Origin of the sequence: Winslowiella toletana (assembly GCF_032164335.1) — a bacterium.
In the GTDB taxonomy this organism is placed as follows: Bacteria; Pseudomonadota; Gammaproteobacteria; order Enterobacterales; family Enterobacteriaceae; genus Erwinia; species Erwinia toletana_A.
Map to the genome: position 1 here is coordinate 3,320,907 of NZ_CP134152.1, position 25,584 is coordinate 3,346,490.

Genomic DNA, 25,584 nt, shown 5'->3' on the forward strand with positions numbered 1-25,584 from the left:
ATCAGGCCCGATAGGCCTGATTTCTTTATATCGCAACAATCAATACCGGTTACATTAGCGGCTGTGCCATCTGTACCAGGTTGATCAGCGGCTGCGGGTAAATACCTAACAGCAGTACCAGAATTGCTGAAATCAGCACTACCACGCCACCGGCGGTAAACGCCCAGTTAGCCGGCGTATCACGCTGTAGCGACTCTGGTGGGCTGAGGTATAAGCTGACGGTGACGCGCAGATAATAGTACAGACCAATTGCACTACCCAGCACCACCGCCGCCGTCAGCCACCACAGGTGTGCATTCACGCCGACCGCAATCACGTAAAACTTACCGATAAAGCCGAGCGTCATCGGGATACCCGCCAGTGACAGCATCATCACCGTCATAACCGCTGACAGAATCGGGCGATGCCAGAACAGACCACGATACGAGTAAAGTGAATCAGCATCCGGACCACGATACGGGCTGGACATCAGGCTGACTACGCCGAATGCACCGAGGCTGCTGAACAGGTAACCGGCCAGATAGACGCCAACGGTTTCCAGCGACAGCTGATGAGTCTGCACCGCAATCAGCGCCACCAGCAGATAGCCGAGGTGAGCGATTGAAGAGTAACCGAGCATACGCTTGATGTTGCTCTGCGAGATAGCCATCAGGTTGCCAAACAGAATCGAGGCAAAGGCAATCACGCCGAGTACCGTTCTGACCGCTTCGCTGTCGGTTACCGGCGCATACATAAACAGACGCATCACCACACCAAAAATGGCGATCTTGCTGGCGGTTGCCAGGAAGGTGGAGACCGGTGCCGGTGCCCCCTGATAGACGTCTGGCGTCCACAGGTGGAACGGAACCAGCGACAGTTTAAAGCCGAGGCCAACAATCATCAGGCCCAGACCCGCCAGCAACAGCGGCTGATGCAGCATCTCATCGCTTAGGGTTTTGCCCAGCGCCATAAAGCTCAGGCTGCCTGAATCAGCGTACACCAGTGCCATACCGAACAGCAGGAACGATGATGCCGCAGCAGAGAGAATCATGTACTTAATGGCGGCTTCCAGCGAACGTTTCTGACGGAAAGCGTAACCAATCAGGCCAAACAGCGGCAGCGACAGCAGTTCAATACCGATAAACAGCGCAGCCAGATGATTCGCACCCGCCAGAACCACTCCACCAAGTGCCGCAATCAGCACCAGCAGGTAGAACTCTTCACGGTTATCGGTGTAGCCCTCAAGCCACGGATACGCGAAGGTACAGGTTGCGAGACTCGCCAGTATTACCAGCCCGGTATAGAACATGGCGTAACCGTCGACGCGCAGTAACGGCGTGACATCCATTGGGCCAGCCTGGCCAACAAAGAACAGTGACAGCAGTGCGAGGTTAAGACCGATCACCGTCAGGGTCGCGTTGACGAAGTGGTTGCGTCGCCACGCAATGGACAGCATCACAACCACCACCGTCAATCCGACGATCAACAGCGGTAGCAGCGCGATCAAATGTTGAGGAGTTATTGTCATGGCGAATTACGGCCTTGTAGTTGAAATTGAAGCGGTAAACCACTGCTGAATATTGCTCATCGCAGCATGTGAGGTGTCCAGAATCGGCTGTGGATAAACCCCCAGCAGTACCAGCAGAACCACCAGCACCATAATCATCAGGAATTCGCGCGGCGACATGCCTTTCAGCGGCTTGTCAGATTTTGCCGGACCATAATAAGCCCGTTGCATCATGATTAATGAGTAGACCGATGCAAACACCAGACCGAAAGTGGCAATGACGATAATCACTGGCGCAACCTGGAAGCTGCCGACCAGAATCATAAATTCACCGACGAAGTTACCGGTGCCCGGCATACCGAGGTTAGCCACGGCGAAGAACAAAGACAGACCCGGCAACCATTTGATGCGCGACCACAGACCGCCCATCTGACGCATATCACGCGTATGCAGACGCTCATACAGCTGACCGCACAGGATAAACAGTGCCGCCGCTGAGAGACCGTGAGCAATCATCTGAATCACCGCGCCCTGGTAAGCCAGCTGGCTGCCGGTATAGATGGCAATCAGTACAAAGCCCATATGGGATACTGAGGTGTAAGCAATCAGACGTTTGATATCGGTCTGGGAGAATGCCATCCACGCGCCGTAGAAGATACCAATGATACCCAGCCACATGGCAATCGGCGCAAATTCAGCTGAGGCATTCGGGAACAGCGGCAGGCTGAAGCGCAACAAACCGTAAGCAGCGGTCTTCAGCAGGATGCCTGCGAGGTCAACGGAGCCAGCCGTTGGTGCCTGGCTGTGCGCATCCGGTAACCAGCCGTGTAACGGCACCACCGGCATTTTCACCGCGAAAGCGATAAAGAAGCCGAGCATCAGCAGATATTCAACACCGTGCGACATTGGCGTGTTCAGCAGCAGTTCATAGTTGAACGTCCAGACTCCGGTCGCATTGTAATGAACGAATACCAGACCCAGAATCGCAATCAGCATCACCAGACCACTGGACTGGGTGTAGATAAAGAACTTGGTGGCTGCGCTGATACGGGTTTTGCCGTCGGACGCTTTATGACCCCAGAGTGCGATGAGGAAGTACATCGGCACCAGCATCATTTCCCAGAAGAAGAAGAACAGGAACAGGTCGATGGCGAGAAACACGCCGATCACGCCGCCCAAAATCCACATCAGGTTGAGGTAGAAAAAGCCCTGATTTTTCTCAATTTCCTTCCAGGAGCAGAGTACCGCCATTAACCCCAGCAGCCCGGTCAGTACCACCATCAGCAGCGACAGTCCGTCGAGAGCCAGGTGGAAATTGATGCCGAAACGCGGAATCCATGATGCGGAGAATTCAGATTGCCACTGTGGCAAACCTGCTGCCTGAGTCAGCGCATAGTTACCCTGCATCCAGAGATGCAGCGACAGCACCAGCGTCAACCCCATAGTGATCAGTGCGATCCAGCGCGGCGCTCTGACGCCAAAGCGTTCGCACTGCCAGCACAGCAAGCCACCGACGAAGGGTATAAATATAAGCCAAGGCAATAACATGGCGAGTCTTTCCCTTTCTTGGCCCCGTTTGGGCTATCTTGCTTGCCATTTTGTTCGCCGGCAGTGCTCGCAATCCTCACGTACTTTAGTACGCTGCGGTTGCTCCGCGCTGGCGGCGAACAAACTGACTGCGCCGATAACGCCCATTTATACGGGGTATATTTTCAATATTCTTCTTGTTGGGATGGACAATTCCGCTCCATCCCGCTCACTAACCTTAAACCACCAGCATTAGTGCCAGTACCACGACGGCACCGATACTCATTGAGGCGATATACCAGCGCAGATAACCGTTCTCGCTGACCACCAGCCCTTTGTTCGCGAAACGCGACAGGATAGCCGGAATATTCATCAGACCATTTAACGGATCGCGTTGCAGCAGCCAGGCAATACCGAGATACGGTTTAACAAACACTTTGTCGTACAGCCAGTCAAAGCCCCACGCGGCGAACCACCAGGTGCTGAAGAAGCGGCCAATGGCACTATTAGCGATACTGGTCACCAGCGTGCGTTTGCCCAGCCACAGAGCGGCAGCCAGCAGAATACCGACAATTGCCACTACGCCGGAGGCGATTTCCAGCGTCAATACGGTGCCATGCGCCAGTTCGGTGGTATTCGGCAGTACGCCCTGCAACGGTGGAACAATCATCGCGCCGATAAAGGTTGAGAGAATCAGCAGAACAATCAGCGGCAGATGGTGAGTGATGCCTTTACCCGCATGCGCGTGAATCTTCTCTTCACCGTGGAAGGCGATAAAGATCATACGGAAGGTATACAGCGAGGTCATAAATGCCCCCACCAGGCCCGCCACCATCAGATTGATATGGCCATTCGCCAGCGCACCAGCAAGAATCTCGTCCTTACTGAAGAAGCCTGCGGTAATCAGCGGCAGTGCTGACAGCGCCGCACCGCCCACCAGGAAGCAGACATACACCAGCGGAATGCTTTTACGCAGGCCACCCATTTTGAAAATATTCTGCTCGTGATGACATGCCAGAATCACCGAACCGGAAGAGAGGAACAGCAACGCTTTAAAGAAGGCATGGGTCATCAGATGGAAAATGGCCGCGTCCCAGGCTTGTACACCCAGAGCAAGGAACATATAGCCAATCTGACTCATGGTTGAGTATGCCAGCACGCGTTTGATATCGGTCTGTACCAGTGCGGCAAAGCCCGCCAGCACCAGTGTAATCGCACCGATAATCCCCACCAGATGCAGCACTTCCGGCGTCAGCAGGAACAGGCCGTGAGTACGGGCGATCAGATAGACACCCGCCGTCACCATGGTTGCCGCGTGAATCAGTGCGGAAACCGGCGTCGGGCCTGCCATCGCATCGGCCAGCCAGGTCTGCAACGGCAGCTGGGCAGATTTACCTACTGCGCCACCTAACAGCATCAACGTCGCCCACTGCAACATGTGGTTGTCTGCGGCAAAGTGCGCCGGTGCCAGCTCAACCATTTCGCGGAAGTTCAGCGTACCCAGCTCGTTGTAGAGAATAAACAACGCAAACGCCAGGAACACGTCACCCACACGGGTAATGATGAAGGCTTTCATCGCCGCCGCGCCGTTGTCCGGATTGGTGTAGTAGAAACCGATCAGCAGATAAGAGCAGAGACCAACGCCTTCCCAACCGAGATACATCAGCATCAGGTTGTCGGCCAGAACCAGAACCACCATGCTGGCGATAAACAGGTTGGTATACGCGAAGAAGCGCGAATAGCCCTCTTCTCCCCGCATATACCAGGAGGCAAACATATGAATGAAGAAACCGACACCGGTGACCACAGACAGCATGGTCAGCGACAGGCCGTCCAGCGTCAGGTTGACACCAATATTAAAGTCGCCGACATCCATCCAGGTCCAGAGTGGCTGATTGAAAACCTGCTGGCCCTGATTGAAGAAGTCGATACCGGCATACAGAGTCACCAGCGCTGACAAGCCCACCGACCCCATACCAATGGTCGCGGAGACGTTTTCAGACCAGCGGCCTCGCGAGAACGCCAGCAGCAAAAAGCCGATCAGCGGAAACAGAATAGTTAAATAGAGAAGGTTCATCCGCGCATCTCGCTCACTGTGTCAATGTTGAGAGTCTGACGACGACGGTAGAGCTGCAGCAGCAGCGCAAGGCCAATACTGGCTTCGGCGGCCGCAAGGCTGATAGCCAGAATATACATCACCTGACCGTCGGCTTGTCCCCAATAGCTTCCCGCCACCACGAACGCCAGTGCCGCAGCGTTAATCATGATTTCGAGGCCAATTAACATAAACAACAGATTGCGACGCATCACCAGCCCGGTCAGTCCGAGAACGAACAGAATCGCCGCCAGGATAAGCCCATGTTGCAGAGGGATCATGCGTGTTCCTCCTTTTTACTTTTCGCTGCATCACCAGGGCGGTTGCTTAGCACCTCGCCCTGACGATCTTCACGTCCGATGTGGAATGCCACCACCAGACCCGCCAACAACAGCATTGAAGCCAGCTCAACCGCCAGAACGTAAGGACCAAACAGGCTAATCCCGACCGCTTTCGCGTCGATAATTGTGCCGTCAATGCCCTGATCGTTAACCGTGGTAATCGCGTAAATCAGTACCGCCAGCAGCACCAGCGCCACCAGACCAGGACCAATCCATAATGACGGCTGCAACCACTGGCGCTCTTGCTCCTGCACCGCTTTGCCGAGGTTCAGCATCATCACTACGAAGACGAACAGCACCATAATGGCACCGGCGTAAACGATGATTTCCAGCGCACCGGCAAAATAGGCGCCCATGGAGAAGAACACGCCAGCAATCGCCAACAGCGAGATGATCAGATACAGCAACGCATGCACCGGATTGGTATGGGTAATAACGCGCAGAGTCGTCAGTACCGCTATCAGTCCGCAAATATAAAATGCAAATTCCATGTCTGGCTCCTTAAGGTAACAAGCCTTTGACGTCGATAGGTTTGGCTTCGTTTTCGGCGTCGCCCTTGTCTTTACCCTCGATCGCCATACCCGCCATACGATAGAAGTTGTACTCAGGGTATTTACCCGGTCCTGAAATCAACAGGTCTTCTTTTTCGTACACCAGATCCTGACGCTTAAACTCACCCAGTTCGAAATCCGGCGTCAACTGGATCGCGGTGGTCGGGCAGGCTTCTTCACACAGACCACAGAAAATGCAGCGCGAGAAGTTGATGCGGAAGAACTCCGGATACCAGCGGCCATCCTGATGCTCGGCTTTTTGCAGTGAAATACAGCCGACAGGACAAGCTACCGCACACAGGTTACAGGCAACGCAGCGCTCTTCGCCGTCCGGATCGCGCGTCAGCACGATGCGGCCACGATAACGCGGTGGCAGGTAAACCGGCTCTTCCGGGTACATCATGGTTTCGCGCTTGGCGAAAGCATTCATCCCAATCAGCCAGATACTACGAACCGTAGTACCGAAACCAACGACAATATCTTTTAATGTCATGTTCTTAACCTCTTACTGCGCCGTGTACAAAATCACTGCGGCAGTCGCCAGCAGGTTCAACAACGTCAACGGCAGACAAACTTTCCAGCCGAAAGACATCACCTGGTCATAGCGCGGACGCGGCAACGCAGCACGAATCAGAATGAACATCATCATGAAAAATGCCGTCTTGATGGCAAACCAGAAAATCGGTGGCAACCATGGACCGTGCCAGCCGCCGAAAAACAGCGTGACGATCAGTGAAGAAACGGTAACGATACCGATATATTCACCGACAAAGAACAGACCAAATTTCATCCCGGCATATTCAATGTGGTAACCATCGGCCAGTTCCTGCTCGGCTTCCGGCTGGTCAAATGGATGACGGTGACACACCGCAACACCCGCAATACAGAAGGTGATAAAGCCGAGGAACTGCGGAATTACGTTCCACAAGTGCGTCTGGCTGTTAACAATCTCGACCATATTGAACGAGCCAGCCTGTGCAACCACGCCCATCAACGACAGGCCGAGAAACACTTCATAGCTCAGGGTCTGGGCAGAAGCACGCATCGCGCCCAGCAGCGAGTATTTGTTATTACTCGCCCAGCCAGCAAACAGCACCGCATATACCGCAAGGCCCGCCATCATCAGGAAGAACAGCAGACCGATATTCAGGTCAGCGCCCATCCAGGTTGACGTCACCGGTACGATCGCCATTGCCAGCAGCAGCGAGGTAAAGGCAATCATCGGTGCCAGGGTAAAAATCACGCGGTCGGTAAACGGTGGGATCCAGTCCTCTTTAAAGAACATTTTGATCATGTCCGCGACCAGCTGCAGCGAGCCGCCCCAGCCAACACGGTTCGGTCCGTAACGGTTCTGGAACAGGCCCAGCAAGCGACGTTCACCGAAGCTCATAAAGGCACCACAGCCCACCACGACTAATAAGATCACCAGCGCTTTGCCGACGGCGATCAGCACGTCAATTAATTCCGGAGTGAGCCAGCTCATTGCGCAGCCTCCCGCAGATCGTCAATATTGGCGCCGGAAAGGTATGGCGGAATACCCGGCATACCGATCGGTAAACCTACCTGCCCTGCTTGTAACGCGTCGGAGAAACGCACCGGCAGACGCAGCGTCTGACCTGCACAGCTGAACTCAACGGCTGTACCGTCGTTAACGCCCAGACGGGCGGCATCAGCTGGATTAACCATTACATACGGCTGCGGCATACGCGTCTGAATCACCGGGGCGCGCTGGGTCATCTCTTCACTACCGAACAGGTGGTAGTAAGGCGCGACGCGCCACTGATTTTCATTACCGGCAAAGGCAGCAGGCACGCTGTCAAACCACTGAAGCTGACCTTCGCTGGCCTCAAACAGTCGCACGCCAGGATCGCCATGACGCAGTTTGCCTCCCACTTCAGCCTGGAACTTATTCCACGCCTGCGGTGAGTTCCAGCCTGGCGCCCAGGCAAACGGGATCTGCTGACGATCGGCCAGTGGGCTGTTGTTACCTTCCATTGAGAAGGCGAACATGGTGTCTTTATCTTGCGGCTGTCGTGGCTCATGCACGCTGATATTGGCGCGCATGGCGGTACGACCGCTGTAACGGTGCGGAGAACGCGCCAGTTTCTGACCGCGAATACGGAAGCTGGCATCCGGTGCCGCATCCTTGATCGCTGCCAGCTGTGGCAATGCCTGAACCGCCGCATCGATCACATCATCAAGCTGCGTCCAGTCAACATGGCGGCTCTCAACGGTGCTGTGCAACGAGTGCAGCCAGCGCCAGCTTTCCAGCATCTCTACCGTGGTGTCATAGTAAGCCGGATCATAAACCTGGAAGAAGCGCTGAGCACGGCCTTCCTGGTTGACGACTGTGCCATCACTTTCAGCAAAGCTGGCAGCGGAAAGAATCAGCCCGGCTTTATCCATGGTGGCCGTGCGCTGATGATCGATAACGATCACGTTTGGCGTGTTGCTTAATGCAGCGTCAACCTGCGCGGCCGGTGCCTGGCGATACAGATCGTTTTCAAGGATCACTACCGCATCTGCGCTACCGCTGGTCAGTTGCTCCAGCGCACTATCCAGCGTGTTGCCGCCGATCATGCCGAGGCCAACGCTGTTGGTAGCGGAAGCCAGCAGGGTAATGCCCACATCAGCACCACGCCCTTTCAGCGCTTTAGCCACGTTCGCCGCCGCTTCAATCATCTGTTGGCTACCGGAATGGGTGCCGGAGATGATCAGCGGTTTTCTCGCGCCGGCTAACGCCTGCACGATCACGTCGATTTTACCTGCCAGGCTGCGCTCGATACCGTCCACCGCTGGCGCACTGTTATCCAGCGCATGAGCGATGGCAAAGCCCAGACGCGCCTGATCTTCAACTGGCGCACGGTAGCTCCACGCGGCGATATCATCCATACGGGTGGTATCGACGTTGGTGATAAACAACGGATGTTTAGCGTTCTGGCCAATATTCAGGATCGCCGCAATCTGCCAGTCAGCCACTTTTTGTGCCGCTGCCATTTCGCGTGATTTACCTTTAACCGCCTGGCGTACTGATAACGCCACGCGTGCACCGGTCTGGGTCAGATCTTCACCCAATACCAGCACCGCATCGTAGCTCTCAATCTCGCGCAGTGCCGGAGTATGAATGCCACCTTCACGCAGGACTTTCAGCATCAGTTCCAGACGCGACTGCTCCGCCGCCGGAATACCGGTGGAGAAGTTTTCCGCGCCCACCAGTTCGCGCAGCGCAAAGTTACTCTCGACGCTGGCGCGTGGTGAACCAATACCAATCACTTTTTTCGCCTGACGCAGCACGTCGGCAGCACCCTGCATCGCCTGGTCCGCATTCAGCGTAATCCAGTCATCACCGCGACGCTGCATCGGATGGCGTGGGCGATCTTTCAGATTAACGTAGCCATAACCAAAACGACCGCGGTCACAGAGGAAATAGTGGTTTACGCTACCGTTATAGCGGTTTTCAATACGGCGCAGTTCGCCATAGCGCTCGCCCGGACTGGTGTTACAGCCGATGCTGCACTGCTGACAAATGCTCGGTGCAAACTGCATATCCCACTTACGGTTGTAACGCTCGGAGTGGGTTTTATCGGTGAAGACGCCGGTAGGACAAATCTCTACCAGGTTGCCGGAGAACTCGCTTTCCAGCGTGCCATCTTCCGGACGACCAAAGTAGACGTTGTCGTGCGCGCCATACACACCAAGATCGGTGCCGTCGGCATAGTCTTTGTAGTAACGCACGCAGCGGTAGCAGGCGATACAGCGGTTCATTTCGTGAGAAATAAACGGCCCGAGATCCTGATTACGGTGGGTACGCTTGGTGAAGCGATAGCGGCGGAAGCTATGGCCGGTCATCACCGTCATATCCTGAAGATGGCAGTTACCGCCCTCTTCACACACCGGACAGTCGTGCGGGTGGTTAGTCATCAACCACTCGACCACGCTCTCACGGAACTCTTTCGCTTCGCCGTCATCAATTGAGATAAAGGTGCCGTCTGACGCTGGCGTCATGCAGGACATGACCAGGCGACCACGGGTATCTTCGGCATTTTGGTATTGCTTCACCGCACACTGGCGGCAAGCACCTACGCTGCCCAGCGCCGGGTGCCAGCAAAAATAAGGAATATCAAGGCCGAGGGACAGACATGCCTGAAGCAAGTTGTCTGCGCCGTCGACATCATATTCTTTACCGTCTACATGAATTGTAGCCATAGTGAACATGCTTCCGTAAGGCTTGATCTCTCAAGCGTTAAACATAAATCTCTGCGCGTCGGGCGGGGAGAAACGCCGCCCCAGCAGCGCCCGCACGTTTTTACCAGCGTGCTTTTAACAGGTTTGGCTGAATACCGCTGATTGCACGAGCGTTACCAAAGACCTGCGGCGCGATGCCGGCTTCAAATTCTTCGCGGAAATATTTAATCGCGCTTTGCAGTGGCTCTACTGCACCTGGCGCATGGGCGCAAAAGGTTTTGCCCGGACCAAGCTGGCGACAAAGCTGCTCAAGCGTTTCAATATCACCCGGCTGACCTTTGCCCTGCTCCAGCGCACGCAGGATTTTTACGCTCCACGGCAAACCATCGCGGCATGGGGTACACCAGCCACAGGATTCACGGGCGAAGAACTCTTCCAGGTTACGGACCAGCGACACCATATTGATTTCGTGATCGACCGCCATCGCCAGCGCGGTACCCAAACGGCTGCCGGCTTTACCAATGCTGGCAAACTCCATCGGCAGGTCGAGGTGCTGATCGGTCAGGAAGTCAGTTCCGGCACCGCCTGGCTGCCAGGCTTTAAATTTCAGGCCATCGCGCATGCCACCGGCGTAATCCTCGAGGATCTCGCGGGCAGTAGTGCCAAACGGCAGCTCCCAGACGCCTGGATTTTTCACCCGGCCAGAGAAGCCCATCATTTTGGTCCCGGCGTCATCGCTGTTTGAAATGCCCTTGTACCACTCCACGCCGTTAGCGAGGATGGCCGGCACGTTCGACAGCGTTTCAACGTTATTCACGCAGGTCGGCTTACCCCATACGCCGGCGGAGGCCGGGAATGGTGGCTTGGAGCGCGGGTTCGCGCGGCGGCCTTCCAGCGAGTTAATCAGCGCTGTCTCTTCACCACAGATATAACGACCCGCGCCGGTGTGCACGATCAGTTCGAAATCAAACCCGCTGCCGAGAATGTTCTTGCCCAGCAGACCTGCTTCGGTCGCTTCAGCAATCGCACGGCGCAAATTAACCGCCGCCTCGATATACTCTCCGCGCAGGAAGATGTAGCCACGGTAAGCTTTCAGCGCGAAAGCACTGATCAGCATGCCTTCCACCAGCTGATGCGGCATCTGCTCCATCAGCAGGCGGTCTTTATAGGTGCCCGGCTCCATCTCATCGGCGTTACACAGCAGGTAACGGATATTCATGCTTTCGTCTTTCGGCATCAGGCTCCACTTCAGACCCGTGGAGAAGCCCGCGCCGCCGCGCCCTTTCAGGCCTGAATCTTTTACCAGCGCCACAATCTCGTCTGGCGCCATGCCTTTCAGCGCTTTTTCAGCACCGGCATAGCCGTTTTTGCTGCGATATTCATCCAGCCATACCGGCTGTTTGTCTTCACGCATGCGCCAGGTCAGTGGATGCATTTCGGCAGTACGAATGATCTGTTTCATTGATACTGCTCCAGTAAGTCAGCGATGGTTTCCGGCGTCAGATGCACGTGGGTATCTTCGTCGACCATCATGGTTGGGCCTTTGTCGCAGTTACCGAGACAGCAGGTTGGCAGCAGGGTAAAGCGGCCATCGGTGGTGGTCTGGCCAGGCTTGATATTCAGATTCTGTTCCAGCGCCGCCTGAATCCCCTGATAACCGGTGATATGGCAGACCACGCTGTCGCAGTAGCGAATCACATGGCGGCCAACCGGCTGACGGAAAATCTGACTGTAAAACGTCGCCACGCCTTCTACGTCGCTGGCCGGGATACCCAGCACTTCAGAAATGGCATTAATCGCGCCATCCGGCACCCAGCCACGCTGTTTCTGCACGATCTTCAGCGCTTCAATTGAGGCTGCGCGTGCGTCTTCGTAGTGATGTTTTTCATGCTCAATAGCGTCACGTTCTGTGGCACTCAGCACAAAGACCTCACTCACATCGATCGTTTCGATCGCAATTTTTTGATCGTGCATAATTAGCGGTCCACGTCTGACATAACAAAATCGATACTACCGAGGTAAACGATCAGATCGGATACCAGGCTGCCGCGGATCACCGATGGGATCTGCTGCAGGTGCGGAAAGCTTGGCGTGCGCACGCGGGTGCGGTAGCTCATCGTGCTGCCATCGCTGGTCAGGTAGTAACTGTTAATTCCCTTGGTCGCCTCGATCATCTGGAAGGATTCGTTGGCTGGCATTACTGGCCCCCAGGAAACCTGCAGGAAGTGGGTGATCAGGGTTTCAATATGCTGCAGCGTGCGCTCTTTCGGTGGCGGCGTTGTCAACGGATGATCGGCCTTGAACGGGCCTTCCGGCATATTGTTCAGGCATTGCTCGAGAATACGCAGGCTCTGGCGCATCTCTTCCATCTTCAGCATCACGCGGGTATAAGCACAGCTGACACCGGCACCGATTGGCACTTCGAAATCGAAGTTTTCATAACCGGAGTACGGGCGCCATTTACGCACGTCAAAGTCGAGACCGGTGGCGCGCAGGCCAGCACCGGTGGTGCCCCATGCCAGCGCTTCATCCATATTGTAAGCAGACACGCCTTTCGAACGACCAATCAGCACCGAGTTTTTCAGTGCGGTTTGCTCATAGGCTTTCAGACGTTTTGGCAGCCAGTCGAGGAATTCGCGCAGCAGACGGTCCCAGCCTTTCGGCAGATCATGCGCCACACCGCCAATGCGGAACCATGCCGGATGCATACGGAAACCGGTGATGGCTTCCACCACATCATAAATTTTCTGGCGATCGGTAAAGGCAAAGAACACCGGAGACATGGCACCGACGTCCTGAATAAAAGTGGAGATATAAAGCAGGTGGCTGTTGATACGGAACAGCTCTGATAGCATCACGCGAATCACATCCACGCGTTCTGGCACTTTAATCCCGGCCAGTTTTTCTACTGCCAGCACATACGGCATCTCGTTAACGCAGCCACCGAGATATTCGATACGGTCGGTATAGGGAATGTAGCTGTGCCAGGACTGGCGCTCACCCATTTTTTCCGCACCGCGGTGGTGGTAGCCGATATCCGGTACGCAGTCGACGATCTCTTCACCATCCAGCTGCATAATGATGCGGAATGCACCGTGCGCTGAGGGGTGGTTAGGACCGAGGTTGAGGAACATAAAGTCCTCATTGGTGGTACTGCGCTTCATGCCCCAGTCTTCCGGCTTAAAGGTCAGCGCTTCCATTTCCAGGTCTTCTTTCTGCTTTGTCAGCTCGAAAGGATCGAATTCGGTGGCGCGTGCCGGATAGTCTTTACGCAGCGGATGCCCTTCCCAGGTCTGCGGCATCATAATGCGCGTCAGATGCGGGTGGCCCTGAATATTGATACCAAACATCTCCCAGGTTTCACGCTCATACCAGTTGGCATTCGGGAACATTTTGGTGATGGTAGGCACATTCAAATCGTTTTCAGACAACGCCACCTTGAGCATGATATCGCGATTGCGTTCAATGGAGATGAAGTGGTAGAAAACGGAGAAATCCGCCGCCGGTAAACCGTCACGGTGGGTGCGCAGGCGTTCATCCATACCATGCAGGTCATACAGCATGACGTACGGTTTCGGCAACTTGCGCAGAAACTCAATAATTTCCAGTAACTGCTCACGTTTTACCCACACCACCGGCACGCCGGTACGGGTAGGCTGCACGGTAAAGGCATCCGGCCCAAAACGATTACGCAGCTCGCCGATCACCGGGTCATCCTGGTGATCGCGGGTTTGCCATGCTGGCTGAGCGAGATCTTGCGCGGTTAAATCTGTCATAAGGTTGTTCACCATTCTGGCCTGTCTGACAGGCACTCAGTGTTGGCGTCAGGTGGGTCAGCGCACGTTACATTGTGATTTTCTTACGCGCTTATCTTGACCACATCCATCAACTGCTGGCTTAAATTTCGTCAGGGGTACGCAGGTTAGTCACTGCAATACGCTCGGCCTGTTTTCTCTCACGCTCGGACTGCATATTGGCGCGATAAACACCCTGATCGCCTACCACCCACGATAACGGGCGGCGCTCTTTACCGATTGACTCCTGCAGCAGCAACAGCGCTTGCATATAAGCTTCCGGACGCGGTGGGCAGCCAGGAATATACACGTCGACCGGCAGGAACTTGTCCACGCCCTGCACCACGGAGTAAATGTCGTACATGCCACCGGAGTTGGCACAGGCACCCATTGAAATCACCCACTTCGGCTCCAGCATCTGGTCATAAAGACGCTGTACTACCGGGGCCATTTTGGTGAAACAGGTACCCGCAACCACCATAAAGTCAGCCTGACGCGGCGAAGCACGGATAACTTCGGAGCCGAATCGTGCAACGTCGTGAACCGCAGTAAACGAAGTGGTCATTTCGACATAACAACAGGAAAGACCGAAGTTAAACGGCCAGAGGGAGTTCTTACGGCCCCAGTTCACCATATCGTGCAGGGCATTCTCTAACTTGCCCATGTAGATATTCTGATGAACGTGCTTCTCCAGGGGATCGGTAACGATTTCCTGTTTCTGCAGGGGATAACGGTCGTTCTCACCGTTCGGGTCTATGCGGGTGAGCGTATAGTCCATCTTAATGCCTCGCTGTTACTGCGTATGACGGTTGGTGTGACTGACCGTGGTGGTTTTGACTACGACACGACGACGTGCAGGAGCCCAGTCCAGTGCGCCAATGCGCGCCAGATAAACCAGTCCGGCCAACAGTACCAAAATGAAAATTGCGGCTTCGACAAAACCTACCCATCCGCTTTCACGAATCGCAGTAGACCATGCGTATAAATAGAGGGCTTCAACGTCGAATATGACGAAGAACATCGCCACCAGATAGAACTTGGCGGACAGACGCATCTGCGTCGTACCAACCGCCTCGATACCAGACTCAAAAGGTGTGTTTTTATGTCTTCCGTGGGCTTTTCCGCCCAAAAACCACGCGCCAGCTAACATCAGGCAACAGAGGCCCACGGCGACGATCAGGAAAACAGCGAATGCCCAGTTATGAGCGATGACTTCAGTGGTTGTTGACATACTCTCTGCTTACTCATCAAAAGTGGCGATTAGCGTCCTGCTCTCTTAACGGCAGTTAACACACCACATCGATTCAAGGGAAGGATGAAAAACCTTATAAACTTTGCTGTCTTTAATGATTAAGCAGCAATTTTATGGGGTTTTTTACTCCTTTCTATAACCTTTTGTCAACTTTGACAAAAGTATCCACACGTTATTTTACACCCGCAGCATTTTATTAACATATGATGCGCAGATAATAAGCTAAATCGTGTCAGTCTAACGCTGTAAATAGAGTGTAGCGGGTATTGAGTTGCATGGATCGTGCATTTAACAATCGTATTTTGACAGGAATTGGCCGGTTTTCCTGCCCCTTAATAGGGTTATTTTTTTGATCCAGGACACACTTTTGCCCTTTATGATAAAAAAAAGAGCAATATTTGAAACGATTGCCAACCGCAATTAATCAATCTCCGGCGAATTTTATGCCGTGATACTTGTCGGGTGGCATCATCAGACAGGAATAATGACAATATTAATTAAGTGGCAAAAAAATGCCTGAAAAAATGAAACAAGCACCCATTAAAAAGCCCCTCACTAAAATAAATTAGTGAAGGGCTTATTTTTAATGGTTAACAAGCTAAATACGCTGATTTAATGAGAACAGGTATCGTTTCGATTAACACATTTACTCTTCGTCATCCAACAGCACATCACTACCCTGACCGACAGCGGTCAGAGTGTAAGGATCGCTGCTGGACTCCATGGCATTGAAAATTGCCAGAGCCAGTTCATTTTCGCTTTCAGGATTGCGGCACAGCAGATATTGCGTATCTGGCAGTGCAGGCAGACCTTCTGCTGCACCCATGACGCGCAGTTCCGGGCTCATCATTTCTACCGGACGAGCCGTTACACCCAGGCCGGCTTTCACCGCAGCGCGCACTGCCGCCAGCGTAGAAGCGACGTAGGAGATGCGCCATGGGATACCCGCTTCGTTAAGGTGATCAATGGCCATATCACGATACGGGCTTGGTTCATCCAGCAGCACCAGTGGAATCGCTTCACCACGCTGGAAGATATAGTCAGCCGCGCAATACCATAACGTCGGTGAAGTACGCAGTACCTGATGAGTAAAGCTGCCTGGGCTGGAGGTGGTAACCACTAAATCCACTTCTCCCTGGTTCAGCATCTCCATCATGTACGGATTACGCTTCACACGCACATCAATAGCCAGTTTTGGATAGACCGAGGTGACCCGGTTGAGCAGGTAAGGCAGAATAGTATCAGAGGTATCATCGGACGCGCCGATAGTCAGAACCCCCTGAATGTTACTGTACATCAGAGATGTACAGGCCTCGTCATTGAAGCGCAGTATTTTTCTGGCATAACCCAGCAATTGAATACCGTGCTCCGTCAGCAATTTATTGCGTCCATGTCGGGCAAATAACTCTTTGCCCACCAATTGTTCCAGACGCTGCATCTGCTGGCTTACTGCTGATTGCGTTCTGCACACGGCCGCAGCAGCCGCTGCGAAAGTGTTAAGATCGGCAACCGCAACAAACGTTCTCAGCAGATCGAGGTCGAGGTTGAGAATCGGACGATTTGCATTAGTCATGTTTTTCTTCACTTATTAGATTTTTTACAAACAGCTACCCTGGTGTTACTACATGCTTTATCAGTCAGATAAAGCGGTGACAAGACGTCATGGCGAGAGTGCTAAACAGTGATGTCTCTCAACTCATTAGCTTGTCGGCGAACCTCTGAAACTCCTTTTCACGATACCGGCCCTGTCGATCTCTCACGATCGGACCCTGAGATAAATAGTATCTTTCGTCTGATACATTGTCAGTGCGCACGGCACTAACCCATAAGTTGTAGAAGGCTGCGTCGTCGTCGTTAAATGACACTGCAGCCACTTAAAAGCACATGACTGCTCATGTACTGGTCAAGAGCACTGACCTGGAATCGACGCTCCGTCAGAGTGACCGGATGACGCCAAATAGTAAATAATACTTAATATTTGTTGCGACAAAATGGTAGATTTTATCGCCGAAATTATCTGCTTTTTTACAGTAAATCCCCTTGATTGTTATCCTGGCATACTGTCGATTATATTTTAAGCCCCAATCTTCTAATTCTTTTCAGTAAAGCAGGATTTTATCAATGAACACCCATTTTCTCTGACCTCGTGCGACAAAAAAAGTTGTCCAGACAACGATCAAAACCCCCACTTAGTTGTTGATGCGAATAAACCTCATCGCCAGTCTCGACCATAATCTGGTCACACCAGCACTTAAAACCGCAACTTCAATTAGAAAGCTTTGATTATTTAGCCATTCATCTATTTATCATTTTCTATCAAATGTGCAGCATATCTGCCGCTGAACATCCTGCTTTTAATGCCGGCATTACACTGAGCAAATCTCAGCCAGAAGCATATGCTTTGTAAAAACCAATAATGAGATTATTGTACCAAAGATACCGTCAGCGCCCCTGTTGCGTACCGGCGTGATAGTAAAACCGTGGCTATCGCGCCAAAACCTGACTCAGCGCTTCAAAAGCGCTGAACAGAGGAGTAAATTGTGCAGGGTTATTTTCCACGGCAGGAACGCGGCTCTGCCAGTTAAGGCGATGTAGATGAATTTTCAAATTGATAAATCAGGTAAGCTGGACAACGTCTGCTACGACATTCGTGGCCCGGTGTTAAAAGAAGCAAAACGTCTCGAAGAAGAAGGCAATAAAGTCCTTAAACTCAACATCGGTAACCCGGCCCCCTTCGGCTTTGAAGCGCCCGATGAAATTCTGGTCGATGTGATTCGCAACCTGCCGAGCGCGCAGGGCTATTGCGATTCAAAAGGTCTCTACTCCGCCCGTAAAGCCATTATGCAGCACTACCAGGCGCGCGGCATGCGCGACGTCACCGTTGAAGATATCTATATCGGCAATGGTGTTTCTGAGCTGATTGTGCAATCGATGCAGGCGCTGCTGAACAGTGGCGACGAAATGCTGGTTCCCGCGCCCGACTATCCGTTATGGACCGCGGCGGTTTCCCTCTCCAGCGGCAAAGCGGTGCACTATTTATGCGATGAGTCATCTGACTGGTTCCCGGACCTTGATGATATTCGCAGCAAAATCACTCCGCGCACTCGCGGCATTGTGATTATCAATCCGAATAACCCAACCGGTGCGGTCTACAGCAAAGAGTTGCTGATGGAAGTGGTTGAACTGGCGCGCCAGCATAACCTGATCATCTTCGCCGACGAGATTTACGATAAGATTTTGTATGATGCCGCGCAGCACCACTCGATTGCCGCAATGGCGCCGGATCTGTTAACCATCACCTTTAATGGTTTGTCGAAAACCTACCGTGTTGCCGGCTTCCGTCAGGGCTGGATGGTACTGAACGGCCCGAAAAAACATGCAAAAGGCTATATTGAAGGTCTGGAGATGCTGGCATCGATGCGACTGTGTGCTAACGTGCCGGCGCAGCACGCCATTCAGACCGCACTGGGTGGTTATCAGAGTATCAGTGAATTTATCGCGCCGGGCGGCCGCCTGTACGAACAGCGCCAGCGTGCCTGGGAACTGATTAATGAGATCCCCGGCGTCAGCTGCGTGAAACCTCAGGGTGCGCTGTATATGTTCCCACGCATTGATCCTAAACGCTTTAATATTCATGACGACCAGAAAATGGTGCTCGATTTCCTGCTGCAGGAAAAAGTGCTGCTGGTACAGGGAACCGCATTTAACTGGCCATGGCCGGATCACGTGCGCATCGTCACGCTGCCGCGCGTCGATGAACTGGAAATGGCGGTGAACAAGTTTGGCCGTTTCCTTGAAGGCTATCGTCAATAAGCCGTAACGTTGCGGGCAGTGTTATTGCTGCCCGTACCTCAGCTGACGGCTCTCGCGCTGCACAACAGGATAGATCGCTATGAACCAAAGCCATTTCTTCGCTCATCTTTCCCGTCTGAAACTGATCAATCGCTGGCCGCTGATGCGCAATGTGCGCACCGAAAATGTCTCTGAGCATAGTCTGCAAGTGGCGATGGTGGCGCACGTACTGGCACTGATCAAAAACCAGAAGTTTTCCGGTCAGCTTAATGCGGAACGCATCGCCATGCTGGCGCTGTATCACGATGCCAGCGAAGTCCTGACCGGCGATTTGCCGACCCCGGTTAAATATTACAATGCTCAGATCGCCCATGAATATAAGCAGATCGAAAAGATCGCCCAGCAAAAGCTGATCGAAATGCTGCCAGAGGATCTGCAGGATGCTTTCCGGCCACTGCTGGATGAACATCTGCACTCGCCAGAAGAGAGCGCGGTCGTAAAACAGGCTGATGCGTTGTGCGCTTATCTGAAATGCCTGGAAGAGCTGTCGGCGGGCAACAATGAATTCCGTCAGGCAAAGGCCAGACTGGAAAAAACGCTTAATGACCGGCGCAGCCCGGAGATGGATTATTTTATCGAGGTATTCGTACCGAGTTTTAATCTGTCGCTGGATGAGATTAGCCAGGATACGCCGTTATAACTCGCCGCCTGGGTGCACGGGAGCGCATGCAGGCGGCGGTAAACAGTGCTGACAACGCCGGTAACCACGGCTCAGTGACGACGCTGATTCAGCTGTTCTTCTGTCAGGCCGGTTATCTGGCTAATTTCCGCCCTTCTGCAAGCATTTTAACGGCGACGTCCTTCATTGCTTCCTGTCGCCGTTGCTGCAATCCTCTCTCAAGCCCTTTCTTTAATCCTTCCTGCTCAAGATGACGCTGCATCGCCGCGATAGCGTAACGCATTGCCGGAAGGTCATATGCTTGTCAGGCAGCGCAGGATATGAGTATCAACTCATGCCGGGCTAAATCATGCTCAGTGCTTTCTGTGCACCTCAAAACTACCGTCAGCATTTTTGTTAATAATCAGCTCTTCCAGTGAGGAGAGCACCATATTAACGTCTTCGAGGCGTGGTGCATCAGACGGTGGGTTGACCGCAATCACATGGCTACCCGCCGCCAGTCCAGACAGGATACCTGCGCCCGCATCCTCCACGACCACACACTCTTCCGGTTCCAGTTGCAGTAGCTGTGCACCTAACAAATAGGCATCCGGCTCAGGTTTACCGCGTGCCACGCGCTCTGCGGTAACAAACACTTCCGGCTCGGGCAAGCCGGTAGCGGCACGACGCGCTGAAGCGACCGGTACTGAACCTGAGGTAACAATTGCCCACGGAATTGCCAGCTCGTCCAACGTTGCCAGCAGCTGCTGCGCACCGGGCAGAGCGATAATGCCATCAGTATCTTCCGCTTCAATTTTTTCCAGCGCGTAGAATTCACGCTGAATTTCCTCTTCAGAGGCACCAGCCATAAAATGACGCAGTGAGGTAATCGCCTGTTTACCATGGATAAAATTCAGAATCTCTGTAGCATCGATGCCGTGACGTTTGCCCCAGTTGGTCCATGCACGTTCGACAGCAGGGAGTGAATCAACCAGCGTGCCGTCTAAATCAAACAGAAAACCTTTACACTTCACTTGCGTTTCCTTCTCAGGCGTTGATGATTTGCGCGATCTCGTTCGCACTCAGATGGTACTGCCGTGGACAAGTTTGCCACACTGTCAGCATCCGTTGGTATTTTTCCCACATTGGCGTCTGCGCATTAAAGCCATGGGTACCGGAATCGAACTGGGTATAGCGTCCTTCAATATTCACCATAAAGCGCACATAGCCGAGATAGCGCGCCTCTGTCGCGGCATCAAAGCCGAGAAATGCCAGGCGCCGCTCTTCCAGCCCGCTGTTATTTTTCAGATTTGTCCAGGAAACATGCAGCGCATGATGCATCTCCATGATGTCGATAAGCGTGCGGCACACTTCTTCGCTAAGCTCACCGAATTCGCGATCCAGTTCGCGCAGCTGCAAACCGTAACCGCGTTCAACAATGGTCTGCTGACGACGATAGCGCTCGGCATTATCCGCATCAAGCATCGTCATTATTTTGTACTGGTTGGAGAGAATTAAACGCTGGGCGTGGGTCATTTCCATCTTGAACTCCTGTGTCACCTGGACAGTAGTAATTTAAATCAGATGACCAAGAATCGCACAACGCGGAAGACCAGGGTATCGCAAGCAGCGGCTTCTTTGATTTAGCGCGGGTTTCCACCAATTTTTTTTTCGGTGGGAACCCGCGAGTCACTCAAAGATCGTCGAGGAAGGTTTTATCGAGCTGTTTAAATGCGCGTTTCAGCACTTCAGCCAGCGACTGGTAGGTGGGTTTACCTTCTACCGGGGCAATCGCTTGTCCGGCTTCCTGCAACTTCGCCCTTACCTCATGGAACCACTGTAACAACGTCGGTGGCAGCGGCGTGACAGAGCGCTTACCCAACCACCACAGCCCCTGCATTGGCAAGGTACAGGCAAATAGCGCCGTGGCCACCGCCGGGCCGAGCTGACCGCCAAGAGCAATCTGCCATGTGAGGGTAAATATCGCCAACGGAGGCATAAAACGAATGGCGAAACGCGTGGCGCGAGTGACACGATTTTCCGGAAACATTGGAGCAAGGCGCTTATCGACAGGCCATGTCTTCATATAATGCTGTCCAAGCTGGAACAATTTGAACCAACTGACGGAGCCGGAGTGATTAGCCATGGCGGACCTCAACTTCAGAGATAAAAAATAAAAAAATTAAGTAACCAAACAACTTTACATTACATCCTTCAATATATTTTGTCTTTAACTGTCACTGTCGTTATCCTGAGCGCGATTTTTAGGACTGGAACGTGAGCAATCTTAATCAACTGTTGGCCGGGACATGATTAGTTAAGCTGGCCTTCAAAAAAAACTGTAAAATAACCAAGTTTTTTTGCTGTCGGAGACAATTTTTCCCGTCAGTATGATTTTAATCATTAATGTACCAGCTTTCATGCGCTACGCTGATAGTCTGATTGAGTTTATTTTAGCCACTTTTAACAAATAGGTACTTCCATGTCGAGTAAGTTAGTACTGGTTCTGAACTGCGGTAGTTCTTCACTTAAGTTTGCCATCATCAATCCGGCAGACGGTGAAGAGTATCTGTCTGGTTTAGCTGAGTGTTTCCATCTGCCTGAAGCGCGTATCAAATGGAAGATCGACGGCGCTAAACATGAAGCCGCGTTGGGTGCAGGTGCAGCACACAGTGAAGCACTTAACTTTATGGTTAAAACTATTCTGGCACAAAAACCTGAGCTGTCAGCACAAATCGCTGCAATCGGCCATCGCATTGTGCATGGTGGTGAAAAACTGACCCAGTCGGTAGTCATCACTGATGAAGTGGTTCAGGGAATCAAAGACGCCTCCTCATTCGCTCCGCTGCACAATCCGGCACACCTGATCGGCATCGACGAAGCAATGAAAAACTTCCCGCTGCTGTCTGATAAAAATGTCGCCGTGTTCGACACCGCTTTTCATCAGACCATGCCGGAAGAGTCTTATCTCTACGCCCTGCCGTATTCCTTATATAAAGAGCATGGCGTTCGTCGTTACGGCGCGCACGGCACCAGCCACTTCTACGTGACGCACGAAGCAGCTAAAATGCTGAACAAGCCGCTGGAAGAGCTGAATATTATTACCTGCCATCTCGGCAATGGTGGTTCAGTTTCAGCCATCCGTAACGGCGTTTGCGTTGACACCTCAATGGGTCTGACGCCGCTGGAAGGCCTGGTCATGGGCACCCGCAGTGGTGATATCGATCCGGCTATTATCTTCTTCCTGCACGATACTCTCGGTATGAGCGTTGATGCGATCAACAAACTGCTGACCAAAGAGTCCGGCCTGCTCGGCCTGACCGAAGTCACCAGCGACTGCCGTTACGTGGAAGATAATTACAACGATAAAGCAGATGCTAAACGCGCGATGGATGTATTCTGCCACCGCCTGGCGAAATATATCGGCTCTTACACTGCGCTGATGGATGGCCGTCTGGATGCAGTGGTATTCACCGGTGGTATCGGCGAAAACGCCGCCATGGTGCGTGAGCTGACGCTGGCTAAACTGGCTCTGCTGGGCTTTGATGTCGATCACGAGCGTAACCTTGCAGCGCGCTTTGGCAAATCAGGCTTTATCAATAAAGAAGGCACCCGCCCTGCGGTGGTGATCCCAACCAACGAAGAGTTGGTCATCGCGCAAGACGCTGCCCGCCTTACTGCTTAATGCTTCTCCTCCGTCAGCTCAGGCTGGCGGAGTTGTTTTGGACACCACGCAACACCTGAGAGGTTTACCGTGTCACGTACAATTATGTTGATTCCAACCGGTACCAGCGTCGGCCTGACCAGTGTCAGCCTTGGCGTTATCCGGGCCATGGAGCGTAAAGGCGTTCGTCTCAGCGTCTTCAAACCTATCGCACAACCGCGCCTCGGCGGTAACACGCCAGACCAGACCACCACCATCATTCGCAAAAACTCCTCAATCCCGGCGGCCGAGCCGCTGGAAATGAGCCGCGTTGAATCACTGCTGGGCTCGAATCAGCAGGATGTATTGATGGAAGAGATCATCGCCCGCTATCACGAAAACACCAAAGATGCGGAAGTGGTGCTGGTTGAAGGCCTGGTGCCAACACGTAAACATCAGTTTGCCAACGCACTGAACTATGAAATTGCTAAAACGCTGAATGCAGAAATCGTTTTCGTTACCGCACTGGGCAATGACTCACCGGCTCAGCTGAAAGAGCGTATCGAACTGACGCAAAGCAGCTTCGGCGGCAGTAAAAACAAAAGCATCACCGGCGTGATTATCAACAAACTGAATGCGCCGGTTGACGATCAGGGACGTACTCGCCCTGACCTGTCTGAAATTTTTGATGACTCGACCAAAGCCAGCGTCGCGAATATCGATCCGAAGCAGCTGTTTGCCAACAGCCCGCTGCCGGTTCTGGGCTGTGTGCCATGGAGCTTCGAGCTTATCGCCACCCGCGCCATCGATATGTGCCGCCACCTGAATGCGCGCATCATTAACGAAGGCGATATCAATACCCGCCGCGTTAAGTCGGTGACCTTCTGCGCACGTAGCATTCCACATATGCTGGAGCATTTCCGTCCAGGTTCCCTGCTGGTCACCTCCGCAGATCGCCCGGACGTGCTGGTTGCCGCCTGCCTGGCGGCGATGAACGGCGTGGAAATCGGTGCCATCCTGCTGACCGGCGGTTATGAAATTGATGACCGTATTAACAAACTGTGTGAGCGTGCGTTCCAGACCGGCCTGCCGGTATTTATGGTCGACACCAACACCTGGCAGACCTCACTGAGCCTGCAAAGCTTTAATCTGGAAGTGCCCAGCGATGATACCCAGCGTATCGAACGCGTGCAGGAGTACGTCGCCAGCCATATTGATGCCGACTGGATAGAGTCACTGACTGCCACCTCCGAGCGCAGCCGTCGCCTGTCGCCACCAGCCTTCCGCTACCAGCTGACCGAGCTGGCACGTAAAGCCGGTAAACGCATCGTACTGCCAGAAGGCGATGAGCCACGTACCGTTCAAGCGGCTGCGATTTGCGCCGAACGCGGTATTGCGCACTGCGTACTGTTAGGTAATCCTGAAGAGATTCAGCGCGTTGCAGCAGTACAGGGTGTTGAGCTGGGCGCAGGCATCGACATCGTTGATCCGGAAGTGGTACGTGAAAACTATGTTGCCCGCCTGGTAGAACTGCGTAAAAGCAAAGGCATGACCGAAGTGGTCGCACGCGAGCAGCTGGAAGACAACGTGGTACTTGGTACCATGATGCTGGAACAAAACGAAGTAGACGGACTGGTTTCCGGTGCAGTACACACCACTGCCAACACCATTCGTCCACCGTTGCAGCTGATCAAAACCGCGCCAAACAGTTCACTGGTTTCTTCAGTGTTCTTTATGCTGCTGCCTGAGCAGGTGCTGGTTTACGGTGACTGCGCTATCAACCCGGATCCTACCGCCGATCAGCTGGCAGAGATTGCCATTCAGTCGGCAGACTCCGCAGCGGCGTTTGGTATCGATCCGCGCGTGGCAATGATCTCCTACTCAACCGGTAACTCCGGAGCCGGTAGTGATGTGGAAAAAGTACGTGAAGCGACGCGTATCGCGCAGGAAAAACGTCCTGACCTGGTCATTGACGGTCCGTTACAGTATGACGCAGCGATTATGGCCGATGTGGCAAAATCTAAAGCGCCAAACTCACCGGTTGCAGGCCGTGCTACCGTGTTTATCTTCCCGGATCTGAACACCGGTAACACCACCTATAAAGCGGTACAGCGTTCAGCTGACCTGATCTCGATTGGCCCAATGCTGCAAGGTATGCGCAAGCCGGTCAACGATCTGTCACGCGGTGCGCTGGTAGACGATATCGTTTACACCATCGCATTGACTGCGATTCAGTCCTTACAGGCTGAAGGCTAAGCTG

The 25,584-nt window shown here is 53.2% G+C and carries 22 protein-coding genes; 4 read left to right on the forward strand and 18 right to left on the reverse strand.

Features of this window, described 5'->3' with window-relative positions; translation table 11 throughout:
* Positions 1–49: 49 nt before the first annotated feature.
* From nuoN to lrhA, 14 genes are all read right to left on the reverse strand, one after another.
* Positions 50–1,507 carry an NADH-quinone oxidoreductase subunit NuoN gene (gene nuoN, locus RIN69_RS15515; RefSeq protein WP_313852882.1) on the reverse strand — a complete coding sequence of 486 codons (1,458 nt, stop codon included), beginning with the start codon at positions 1,505–1,507 and terminating at the stop codon, positions 50–52.
* Positions 1,508–1,513: 6 nt separating this feature from the next.
* Positions 1,514–3,034 (reverse strand): NADH-quinone oxidoreductase subunit M, encoded by a 1,521-nt coding sequence (gene nuoM / locus RIN69_RS15520; RefSeq protein ID WP_313852883.1) that lies wholly within the window; start codon positions 3,032–3,034, stop codon positions 1,514–1,516.
* 217 nt (positions 3,035–3,251) lie between these two features.
* Positions 3,252–5,090 carry an NADH-quinone oxidoreductase subunit L gene (nuoL, locus tag RIN69_RS15525; protein WP_313852885.1) on the reverse strand — a complete coding sequence of 613 codons (1,839 nt, stop codon included), beginning with the start codon at positions 5,088–5,090 and terminating at the stop codon, positions 3,252–3,254.
* Positions 5,087–5,389 (reverse strand): NADH-quinone oxidoreductase subunit NuoK, encoded by a 303-nt coding sequence (nuoK, locus tag RIN69_RS15530; protein ID WP_052897308.1) that lies wholly within the window; start codon positions 5,387–5,389, stop codon positions 5,087–5,089. The genes nuoL and nuoK overlap by 4 nt, the downstream gene beginning before the upstream one ends.
* The gene (nuoJ, locus tag RIN69_RS15535) at positions 5,386–5,940 is read right to left on the reverse strand and encodes an NADH-quinone oxidoreductase subunit J (protein ID WP_313852886.1); all 555 of its coding nucleotides are present in this window, start codon (positions 5,938–5,940) and stop codon (positions 5,386–5,388) included. Before nuoJ ends, nuoK begins: the two co-directional genes overlap by 4 nt.
* A 10-nt stretch (positions 5,941–5,950) precedes the next feature.
* On the reverse strand, positions 5,951–6,493 hold the full coding sequence (nuoI, locus tag RIN69_RS15540) for an NADH-quinone oxidoreductase subunit NuoI (protein ID WP_313852887.1): 543 nt from the start codon (positions 6,491–6,493) through the stop codon (positions 5,951–5,953).
* A 12-nt stretch (positions 6,494–6,505) separates the two neighbouring features.
* Complete coding sequence (gene nuoH, locus RIN69_RS15545; RefSeq protein ID WP_313852889.1) at positions 6,506–7,483, reverse strand: NADH-quinone oxidoreductase subunit NuoH; 978 nt, start codon at positions 7,481–7,483, stop codon at positions 6,506–6,508.
* On the reverse strand, positions 7,480–10,206 hold the full coding sequence (gene nuoG, locus RIN69_RS15550; protein WP_313852890.1) for an NADH-quinone oxidoreductase subunit NuoG: 2,727 nt from the start codon (positions 10,204–10,206) through the stop codon (positions 7,480–7,482). Before nuoG ends, nuoH begins: the two co-directional genes overlap by 4 nt.
* Positions 10,207–10,306: 100 nt before the next feature.
* Entirely contained in the window at positions 10,307–11,647 is a 1,341-nt protein-coding gene (nuoF, locus tag RIN69_RS15555) for an NADH-quinone oxidoreductase subunit NuoF (protein ID WP_313852892.1), read from the reverse strand.
* Positions 11,644–12,159 carry an NADH-quinone oxidoreductase subunit NuoE gene (gene nuoE, locus RIN69_RS15560; protein WP_052897296.1) on the reverse strand — a complete coding sequence of 172 codons (516 nt, stop codon included), beginning with the start codon at positions 12,157–12,159 and terminating at the stop codon, positions 11,644–11,646. The genes nuoF and nuoE overlap by 4 nt, the downstream gene beginning before the upstream one ends.
* Before the next feature lie 2 nt (positions 12,160–12,161).
* Positions 12,162–13,976 (reverse strand): NADH-quinone oxidoreductase subunit C/D, encoded by a 1,815-nt coding sequence (gene nuoC / locus RIN69_RS15565; RefSeq protein WP_313852894.1) that lies wholly within the window; start codon positions 13,974–13,976, stop codon positions 12,162–12,164.
* Between the two features lie 106 nt (positions 13,977–14,082).
* Positions 14,083–14,757, reverse strand: coding sequence for a NuoB/complex I 20 kDa subunit family protein (locus tag RIN69_RS15570; RefSeq protein ID WP_052897294.1), 675 nt, complete (start codon positions 14,755–14,757; stop codon positions 14,083–14,085).
* 15 nt (positions 14,758–14,772) lie between these two features.
* Positions 14,773–15,210, reverse strand: a complete 438-nt coding sequence (locus RIN69_RS15575; RefSeq protein WP_052897292.1) for an NADH-quinone oxidoreductase subunit A — start codon at positions 15,208–15,210, stop codon at positions 14,773–14,775.
* 667 nt (positions 15,211–15,877) lie between these two features.
* The gene (gene lrhA / locus RIN69_RS15580) at positions 15,878–16,804 is read right to left on the reverse strand and encodes a transcriptional regulator LrhA (RefSeq protein ID WP_313852895.1); all 927 of its coding nucleotides are present in this window, start codon (positions 16,802–16,804) and stop codon (positions 15,878–15,880) included.
* A 1,022-nt stretch (positions 16,805–17,826) separates the two neighbouring features.
* On the opposite strand from lrhA, the gene RIN69_RS15585 reads away from it, so the two are divergent.
* Complete coding sequence (locus RIN69_RS15585; protein WP_313852896.1) at positions 17,827–19,044, forward strand: pyridoxal phosphate-dependent aminotransferase; 1,218 nt, start codon at positions 17,827–17,829, stop codon at positions 19,042–19,044.
* Between the two features lie 79 nt (positions 19,045–19,123).
* Positions 19,124–19,723, forward strand: coding sequence for a 5'-deoxynucleotidase (gene yfbR / locus RIN69_RS15590; protein WP_313852898.1), 600 nt, complete (start codon positions 19,124–19,126; stop codon positions 19,721–19,723).
* A 112-nt stretch (positions 19,724–19,835) separates the two neighbouring features.
* Here the strand turns inward: yfbR and RIN69_RS15595 are convergent, their stop codons facing one another.
* From RIN69_RS15595 to yfbV, 4 genes are all read right to left on the reverse strand, one after another.
* Positions 19,836–19,985 carry a hypothetical protein gene (locus tag RIN69_RS15595; protein WP_313852899.1) on the reverse strand — a complete coding sequence of 50 codons (150 nt, stop codon included), beginning with the start codon at positions 19,983–19,985 and terminating at the stop codon, positions 19,836–19,838.
* A 70-nt stretch (positions 19,986–20,055) separates the two neighbouring features.
* Positions 20,056–20,715: a sugar phosphatase gene (locus RIN69_RS15600; RefSeq protein WP_313852901.1), complete on the reverse strand. Its 660-nt coding sequence runs from the start codon at positions 20,713–20,715 to the stop codon at positions 20,056–20,058.
* 13 nt (positions 20,716–20,728) lie between these two features.
* Entirely contained in the window at positions 20,729–21,223 is a 495-nt protein-coding gene (locus RIN69_RS15605) for a YfbU family protein (protein WP_313852902.1), read from the reverse strand.
* A gap of 151 nt (positions 21,224–21,374) precedes the next feature.
* Positions 21,375–21,827 carry a terminus macrodomain insulation protein YfbV gene (gene yfbV, locus RIN69_RS15610; protein WP_313852903.1) on the reverse strand — a complete coding sequence of 151 codons (453 nt, stop codon included), beginning with the start codon at positions 21,825–21,827 and terminating at the stop codon, positions 21,375–21,377.
* A 336-nt stretch (positions 21,828–22,163) separates the two neighbouring features.
* Between yfbV and ackA the strand changes: the two genes are divergently transcribed.
* Both ackA and pta read left to right on the forward strand, forming a co-directional pair.
* Complete coding sequence (ackA, locus tag RIN69_RS15615; RefSeq protein ID WP_313852904.1) at positions 22,164–23,366, forward strand: acetate kinase; 1,203 nt, start codon at positions 22,164–22,166, stop codon at positions 23,364–23,366.
* A gap of 69 nt (positions 23,367–23,435) precedes the next feature.
* The gene (gene pta, locus RIN69_RS15620) at positions 23,436–25,580 is read left to right on the forward strand and encodes a phosphate acetyltransferase (RefSeq protein WP_313852905.1); all 2,145 of its coding nucleotides are present in this window, start codon (positions 23,436–23,438) and stop codon (positions 25,578–25,580) included.
* The last annotated feature ends 4 nt before the right edge of the window (positions 25,581–25,584 follow it).

Bases quoted from the DNA above. Each gene is read 5' to 3' on its own strand.
- RIN69_RS15595 (WP_313852899.1), bottom strand. From the start codon at position 19,985: ATGCGTTACGCTATCGCGGCGATGCAGCGTCATCTTGAGCAGGAAGGA.
- nuoJ (WP_313852886.1), bottom strand. From the start codon at position 5,940: ATGGAATTTGCATTTTATATTTGCGGACTGATAGCGGTACTGACGACT.
- nuoN (WP_313852882.1), bottom strand. From the start codon at position 1,507: ATGACAATAACTCCTCAACATTTGATCGCGCTGCTACCGCTGTTGATC.
- nuoI (WP_313852887.1), bottom strand. From the start codon at position 6,493: ATGACATTAAAAGATATTGTCGTTGGTTTCGGTACTACGGTTCGTAGT.
- nuoG (WP_313852890.1), bottom strand. From the start codon at position 10,206: ATGGCTACAATTCATGTAGACGGTAAAGAATATGATGTCGACGGCGCA.
- ackA (WP_313852904.1), top strand. From the start codon at position 22,164: ATGTCGAGTAAGTTAGTACTGGTTCTGAACTGCGGTAGTTCTTCACTT.
- nuoM (WP_313852883.1), bottom strand. From the start codon at position 3,034: ATGTTATTGCCTTGGCTTATATTTATACCCTTCGTCGGTGGCTTGCTG.
- RIN69_RS15585 (WP_313852896.1), top strand. From the start codon at position 17,827: ATGAATTTTCAAATTGATAAATCAGGTAAGCTGGACAACGTCTGCTAC.
- nuoF (WP_313852892.1), bottom strand. From the start codon at position 11,647: ATGAAACAGATCATTCGTACTGCCGAAATGCATCCACTGACCTGGCGC.
- RIN69_RS15605 (WP_313852902.1), bottom strand. From the start codon at position 21,223: ATGGAAATGACCCACGCCCAGCGTTTAATTCTCTCCAACCAGTACAAA.
- lrhA (WP_313852895.1), bottom strand. From the start codon at position 16,804: ATGACTAATGCAAATCGTCCGATTCTCAACCTCGACCTCGATCTGCTG.
- RIN69_RS15575 (WP_052897292.1), bottom strand. From the start codon at position 15,210: ATGTCAACAACCACTGAAGTCATCGCTCATAACTGGGCATTCGCTGTT.
- nuoL (WP_313852885.1), bottom strand. From the start codon at position 5,090: ATGAACCTTCTCTATTTAACTATTCTGTTTCCGCTGATCGGCTTTTTG.
- RIN69_RS15570 (WP_052897294.1), bottom strand. From the start codon at position 14,757: ATGGACTATACGCTCACCCGCATAGACCCGAACGGTGAGAACGACCGT.
- nuoH (WP_313852889.1), bottom strand. From the start codon at position 7,483: ATGAGCTGGCTCACTCCGGAATTAATTGACGTGCTGATCGCCGTCGGC.
- yfbV (WP_313852903.1), bottom strand. From the start codon at position 21,827: ATGGCTAATCACTCCGGCTCCGTCAGTTGGTTCAAATTGTTCCAGCTT.
- nuoC (WP_313852894.1), bottom strand. From the start codon at position 13,976: ATGGTGAACAACCTTATGACAGATTTAACCGCGCAAGATCTCGCTCAG.
- nuoK (WP_052897308.1), bottom strand. From the start codon at position 5,389: ATGATCCCTCTGCAACATGGGCTTATCCTGGCGGCGATTCTGTTCGTT.
- yfbR (WP_313852898.1), top strand. From the start codon at position 19,124: ATGAACCAAAGCCATTTCTTCGCTCATCTTTCCCGTCTGAAACTGATC.
- nuoE (WP_052897296.1), bottom strand. From the start codon at position 12,159: ATGCACGATCAAAAAATTGCGATCGAAACGATCGATGTGAGTGAGGTC.